Below are 3,872 nucleotides of genomic sequence, written 5' to 3'. Positions count from 1 at the left end.
CCGGCAAATCCACGCTCGCCGGCGCGATCACCGGCGCGATCACGCCACGCAGCGGCCGGGTCCGGCTCGATGGCATCGAGCTCGGCGCATGGGATGCCGAAGCGCTGGGCGGCGGCATCGGCTACCTCCCGGAAGAGGCGCAGCTGCTGCACGGCACGGTGCTCGAGAACATCGCCCGGCTGGGCAGCGCCGACCGGGAGTCGGTGCTGCGGGCGGCACGGCTCGCCGGCGCCCACGAGATGATCAGCGCCCTGCCTGCGGGCTATGACACCGAGGTGGGCGATGGCGGCCTGGTGCTGTCGGCCGGCCAGCGCCAGCAGATCGGTCTGGCGCGAGCGCTCTACGGTTCGCCGCGACTGGTGGTCCTGGACGAGCCCAACGCGCATCTCGACGCCGACGGCGAGGCCGCGCTTGCTCGCGCCTTCACGCAGCTGCGGCAGTCGGGCGTGACGCTGGTGGTGATCACCCATCGCCCCGGCCTGCTCGCGCATTCCGACAGCCTGTTGGTGCTCTCGCACGGTGCGGTCGGCGCGTTCGGTCCCCGCGCCCAGGTGATGCGGCGAATCACGCCGATGCCCACCCGCTCGAGCGCCGCCGAGACCTCGCCCAAGCTGCAGGTCGTCCAGGGAGAGGCCTGATGCGCAATACGTCACTGACCCTCGCGGTGCCGCAGGCCCTCGACACCGATGCCGCCGATGCCGCCGATGCCGTCATCGAGGCTTCGCGCCGACGCGTCGCCCGCTGGGGCGCTGCGCTGGTGCTGTTCGGGGTGGTCGGGCTGGGCGGCTGGGCGGCCTTCTCGCCGATCAGCAGCGCGGCACTCGCGCCCGGCGTGGTGAAGGTGGCTGGCGAGCGGAAGTCGGTCCAGCACCTGGAAGGCGGCATCGTGAGGGAGATCCGGGTGCGCGAGGACCAGCGGGTGAGCGCCGGGGAGGTGCTGCTGCAGCTCGATGATGTGGCCGCCCGCAGCCGCCACGATGCCCTGGCCGCCGAGCACGACGCCCTGGCCGCCGAGTTCGCGCGCTGGCAGGCCGAGCGCGAAGGCCGCGAGCGCATCGTCTTCGACGACGCGCTGGAGTCGCGGCGCGCAGACCCGGTGGTGGCGCGCCTGCTCGACGGCGAGTCGCGGCTGCACGCCAGCCGCCGGGCCGCGCTCGCCGGTCAGCTCGAGGTGCTCGGTCAGCGCCAGCAGCAGGCCCGCGAGAAGATCGGCGGGCGGCGCACAGAACTGGCCGCCACGCGGGTGAAGCTCGGCTACATCGCCGAGGAGATCGCCGGTGCGCAGTCGCTGCTGGACTCGGGCATGTACCTGAAGACCCGCTACTTCGCGCTGCGCCGCGCCGAGGCGGACCTGCAGGCCGACATCGGCCGCGCCGAAGCCGACATCGCCGAGGCCTCGGCGCTGATCAGCGAGACCGCGCTGCGCATGAGCGACCTGCGCAACCAGCAGCGTCGCGAAGCCGACGACCGCATCCAGGATCTTCGCGCACGACTGCGCGAGAGCGCGGAACGCCTGGAAGCGGCGGCCGCGGTGCTCGCGCGCACCCGCGTGGTCGCGCCGCTCCCGGGCACGGTGATCGGCTTGCAGGCCCACACCACGGGCGGGGTGATCCGGCCGGGGGTCACCATCCTGGAGATCGTGCCGACCGACGCGCCGCTGGTGGTGGAGGCGCGCATCCAGCCCGAGGACATCGACCGGGTCCGGCAAGGCATGGCCGCCGAAGTGCGCTTCACCGCCTTCAACCGCCGGACCATCCCGGTCTTTCCGGGCTCGCTCACCCGCGTGTCGGCCGACCGGCTGACCGACCCCGCGCGCGGCCAGGCCTACTACCTCGCCCAGGTGCAGGTGGACACCGGCGGACGGCCGGATCTGGTGCTGCAGGCGGGCATGCCCGCCGAGGTCTACATCGTCACCGGGGAGCGCACCGTGCTCGACTATCTGGTACGGCCGATCCGCGAGCAGATGCGTCGCGGCATGCTGGAGCGCTGAGCATGCGCGCGGGCGGCACCGTGCAACTGCCGGGGCCGCTCCTGACGCCGGCCCTGGCGGCTGTCCGGTCCGTGCCTCAGGCGGGGGCCGGCCGGCGGCGCAGTCGCACCGAGCCGAGCGCGATCATGCCGATGCCCAGAAGCGCGATCGAGGCGGCTTCGGGAATGAGCACGATGTTGTCGATGCCCACCGCGCTGTCGCCCGAGTTGGCATATTCGGTCAGGCCGAAGTCCAGCCAGACCTGGTCAGCGCCGCCCAGCGTGAACTGCGCCTCGCCCGAAAACCGACCGCGACGGTCGGCCTCGTTACGCAGCACATCGTCGAATCGCAGCAACTCGAGCAGCACCCCGGCGCTGTCGCGAAGCGTGACCACGAAGTCGTCGGGGTTGCGGGCCTGGGTGGTGCCCGGCGCGAGGCTGGTGTCGAACACGAAGTCGAAGGCCACGCCCAGACGGTGGACACCCGCCCCGAAGCTGCCCAGGGCGAAGCGCGCGCTCTGGGTGGATCCGGCAATCGAGCCGGCGGGGCCGGCCGGCGAGCCGTTGCCGATGGCTCCCGCGGCATCGCCGACGACCAGGAACCTGCCGCCATTGGGGAAGAAGGCATCGAAGCCGTTGGTGCCGCCGGTGTTGATGACATCCGAGGTCGGGCGGATGTTCACCGCGCCGGCCACGCCGGTTGTCGTGTAGCGGACCACACCGTCCTCGAAGTCATCGGCCAGCAGCGCCGCCTGCGCTGCGCCACTGACCAGAATGAACGCGCTGCCCAGCAGGGCCCGGTGCGCGCCGGCGGCGCGCCGATGGGAAGGGGATGTCATGGTGCGGTTTCCTGAGGATTGATCGGAAACCCGTTATGGCCGACCAGGCCGCCCGCAGATTGACGCCGGTCAAGCCCGGCGGCGGCGATCGCCGGGATGTGGTGGCGCGTTGATGCGCCGCATCGCCGAGGGCCGACGGCCGCTCAGTCGGGCTCGGCGCCGCGGAAGTAGTAGACCAGCCGCTCTCGCGGGTCGAGCCATTGCAGCGCCTCGCGGGAGAGCTCGTGGGGCAGCAGATGCTTCTCGATGGTCAGCCCGTCACCATCCGCAGAGAGATCGAGCAGATTGGCCTGCTCCTGCGTCCGACTGGGCTGGTAGATCAGCACCAGCGGCAGGGTCGAGCGCGCGCTGGGCGCGATCACCAGCGCGATGCGCAGATCGGAGAGCTGCACGATGCTGCCGGGCGGGTACACCCCGAGCACGCTCACCAGCGCCGAGAACACATCAGGGTCGATCCGCTTGCGCTCGTCGCGCCAGATCCGGCGCAGGGCGTCGGCCGGTCTCAGAGGCGTACGGTCGGGAGACTCGGGGCCGCACAGCCGGTCATAGCGGTACACCAGCGCCAGAATCCGCGTCGGCTGCGACAGCTCGCCGCCCGGCCGGCCGGCCGGAAAACCGCTGCCATCGGCCGCCTCGTGGTGGTCGCGGATCAGGTTCAGCACGGCTTCGGGGAACACCCCGGTGCCGCGAGCCAGTTCGAGCCCGATCTGGCAATGGTCGCGATAGACCCGCTCCTCGGCAGGGCTGCGCCTGGCCTCGCGCAGCACGCGGTGCGGGATCAGCACCTTGCCGACATCATGGACCAGGGCGCCGAGGGCGACATCGGTCAGCGCCTGGGGCGACAGGCGCATGGTCTTGGCGACCAGCGTGGCGATGGTCATGCAGTTCAGGGCATGGTACTGGCCGCTCTCGGCGCCCGGCCGGTCGAGCAGCTGCAGGATGTCGCGGCCCTCGAGGATGCGGGCGGCGGCGGCGGTGGCCACGGAGGCCAGATCGGCAGCGGCGGGCTGCGGGTTGTCACGCAGCCCGCGCAGCGCATGCCGGACGGTCTCGGCGGCCCGGTTC

The 3,872-nt window shown here is 72.0% G+C and carries 4 protein-coding genes; 2 read left to right on the top strand and 2 right to left on the bottom strand.

Annotated features, from left to right (window positions below; genetic code table 11):
* Both AC2H6A_RS18455 and AC2H6A_RS18450 read left to right on the top strand, forming a co-directional pair.
* On the top strand, positions 1-638 hold a 638-nt coding region (locus AC2H6A_RS18455), incomplete at its 5' end, for an ATP-binding cassette domain-containing protein (protein WP_484275182.1).
* The gene (locus AC2H6A_RS18450; protein WP_484275181.1) at positions 638-1,990 is read left to right on the top strand and encodes an HlyD family type I secretion periplasmic adaptor subunit; all 1,353 of its coding nucleotides are present in this window, start codon (positions 638-640) and stop codon (positions 1,988-1,990) included. The genes AC2H6A_RS18455 and AC2H6A_RS18450, both read left to right, overlap by 1 nt.
* 76 nt (positions 1,991-2,066) lie before the next feature.
* Here the strand turns inward: AC2H6A_RS18450 and AC2H6A_RS18445 are convergent, their stop codons facing one another.
* Together AC2H6A_RS18445 and AC2H6A_RS18440 are read right to left on the bottom strand one after the other, a co-directional pair.
* Positions 2,067-2,807: a hypothetical protein gene (locus tag AC2H6A_RS18445; RefSeq protein WP_484275180.1), complete on the bottom strand. Its 741-nt coding sequence runs from the start codon at positions 2,805-2,807 to the stop codon at positions 2,067-2,069.
* 143 nt (positions 2,808-2,950) lie between these two features.
* A partial coding sequence (locus tag AC2H6A_RS18440; protein ID WP_484275179.1) for an HD-GYP domain-containing protein occupies positions 2,951-3,872 on the bottom strand: 922 nt, incomplete at its 5' end.

It is taken from the genome of Quisquiliibacterium sp. (assembly GCF_982640115.1).
The sequence above is the reverse complement of the archived record's forward strand: the minus strand, read 5'-3'. Positions and strand labels throughout refer to the sequence as shown.

Excerpts from the sequence above, each read along its gene's own strand:
- AC2H6A_RS18450 (WP_484275181.1), top strand. The coding sequence starts at position 638 with ATGCGCAATACGTCACTGACCCTCGCGGTGCCGCAGGCCCTCGACACC.
- AC2H6A_RS18445 (WP_484275180.1), bottom strand. The coding sequence starts at position 2,807 with ATGACATCCCCTTCCCATCGGCGCGCCGCCGGCGCGCACCGGGCCCTG.